This is a genomic window from Buttiauxella massiliensis (genome assembly GCF_902500225.1).
Lineage (GTDB): Bacteria > Pseudomonadota > Gammaproteobacteria > Enterobacterales > Enterobacteriaceae > Buttiauxella > Buttiauxella massiliensis.
On the sequence record NZ_LR722692.1, the window covers coordinates 1 to 857 of the forward strand.

Sequence of the window (857 nt, forward strand, 5' to 3'; positions counted from 1 at the left end):
GCCTACAACAAGGCTCTCGTCAAGCGTGGGTCGCTGACATTATGGCTTGATGAGTCGGCCATCCAGGCCTGGTACGACGAGCCAAAAACACCTTCACGGGGGCGTCCACAACGTTATTCTACGTTAGCGATTTCCACCGTACTGAAGCTCAAACGCGTCTTTCGCCTCACGCTACGTGCCGCTCAGGGATTCATCGATTCCATTTTTACGTTAATGAAGCTCCCGCTTCGTTGCCCGGATTATTCCTGCGTCAGCAGACGGGCTAAGTCCGTCTGCATCCCGTTTAAAAAACCCACGCGCGGCGAGATTGCCCATCTCGTTATCGACTCCACCGGATTAAAAGTTTTCGGTGAAGGCGAGTGGAAGGTGAAAAAACACGGTAAGGAAAAGCGCCGCGTCTGGCGAAAACTGCACCTTCCCGTGGACGCCGATACCCACGAGGTTATCTGTGCTGACCTGTCCCTGAACAACGTGACCGATGCGGAGGCATTCCCGGGTCTTATCCGACAGTCCCATCGGAAAATCAAGGCACTGATCCCGCCGCGAACCCGCGCAGGTTACTGGCCAACGGAGTGCGCAGACCGAAATCGGGCGGTAGCGAGGCAGCGGCTAACGGGAAGCAACGCCTACTGGAAATGGAACACGGCTTACAACCGACGTTCGGTTGCCGAAACAGCGATGTACCGGGCAGCGGGCACCTTACGCTGTGTGACTATAATGCGCAGGTTGGTGAGGCTATGGCCATGGTCCGTGCACTGAACATAATGACGCGTGCAGGAATGCCAGAAAGTGTACGGATTGTCTGAGAAAATGACTGACAGTAGGATCTGCTGTCTAAATTCTATTTATTCAACAAA

General features: G+C 54.3%; 1 pseudogene. It reads left to right on the forward strand.

Annotation, left to right across the window (positions count from 1 at the left end):
* A pseudogene (locus tag GC128_RS22935) lies at positions 1 to 806 on the forward strand (IS5 family transposase); the annotation flags it as partial.
* Positions 807 to 857: the final 51 nt, after the last annotated feature.